1 pseudogene is annotated in these 1,252 nt (G+C 45.4%); it reads right to left on the reverse strand.

Going from position 1 to position 1,252, the window contains the following annotated elements:
- Positions 1 to 120: 120 nt before the first annotated feature.
- Positions 121 to 1,193: pseudogene (locus tag FN756_RS14365) on the reverse strand (IS3 family transposase); the annotation flags it as partial.
- Positions 1,194 to 1,252 lie beyond the last annotated feature (59 nt).

Below are 1,252 nucleotides of genomic sequence, written 5' to 3' on the forward strand. Positions count from 1 at the left end.
TGTAATCTTCCCCTAACTAGCTACATCCAAAACTAAATAATTCCCGTTGTATTTATTGTTATTATCCTGTTGTAATGTGGGAAACTGGCCGATGCCCTTGCGGGATGGAAGTTTTCCATATTTCAACAGGAACTCGACAGGCGTAAGATATCCTAATGCGGAATGCGGCCTGATATTGTTATACATCCAGGCCCAGGCATTTGCGTGTTCCCTGATTTCCGACAGACTATCAAACAGGTATCCATCCAGTACATCTTGGCGAAAGGTTCTGTTAAACCGTTCAATCAAACTGTTCTGGGTTGGTTTTCCGGGCTGTATATATTCCCATTCAATCCCTTTTTCTTCACACCAGGCGCTCAAAGTCGTAGCCAGAAACTCCGGACCGTTATCTGAACGGATTTTTTCAGGTTTACCCCTCCATTCCAATAGTTTTTCCAGCTCCCTGATTACCCGATGAGCAGGAAAGCTGTTCTCAACGGTGATGGAAAGTGCCTCACGGTTGAAGTCATCGATGATATTTAATGTCCTGATCGTCTTGCCGTTGATCAGCGTGTCGTGCATAAAATCCAGGCTCCAGGTGATATTGGGGCCTATGGGCCTTAACAAGGGAGCCTTGATACGTGCAGCAAGCCGCTTCTTCCTTTTATTGCGAAGGTTTAAGCGCATGAGGGTATAAATTCGGTATACCCGTTTATGATTCCACATGTACTGCAGTTTTCTTAAACGGTTGTACATCATCCAGAAACCCCATGTTCGATGTAGATCGGCCAGTAAAGATAACTGCTCGATCACCTCGGTGTCGTCCCGGCGCTTGGCCCGGTAGTAATAGACCGATGTGCTGATGCAAAACAGCGAGCAGGCCTGCCGAAGGCTCATCCGATAGGCTTCTCTTGCATACCCGACAAGCTCTCGTTTTTCGGCAGGCCCTAAAGCTTTTTTTCGATCACGTCTTTAAGAACGGTGATCTGAAGGGTTTGTTCGGCTACGATCTTCTTGTATTGTGACAGTTCTTTCTCCAGCTCTTTTAACTGTTTCAGCTGTGACAGGTCCATCCCCGAGTACTTACTCTTCCAGTTGTAGAACGTGGCCTGACTGATGCCATGTTCCCTGCAGATGTCTGAAATCGACCGGCCGGCTTCCTGTAACGATAGAATTTTAATGATCTGTGATTCGGTAAAATTGCTTTTTTTCATTTCCCTAAAGTTATAAACTACTACACTTATTATCGTAGCTGTTTTTGGGGAAGATTACA

Source organism: Solitalea koreensis (assembly GCF_900182575.1).
GTDB classification, from domain to species: Bacteria; Bacteroidota; Bacteroidia; order Sphingobacteriales; family Sphingobacteriaceae; genus Solitalea; species Solitalea koreensis.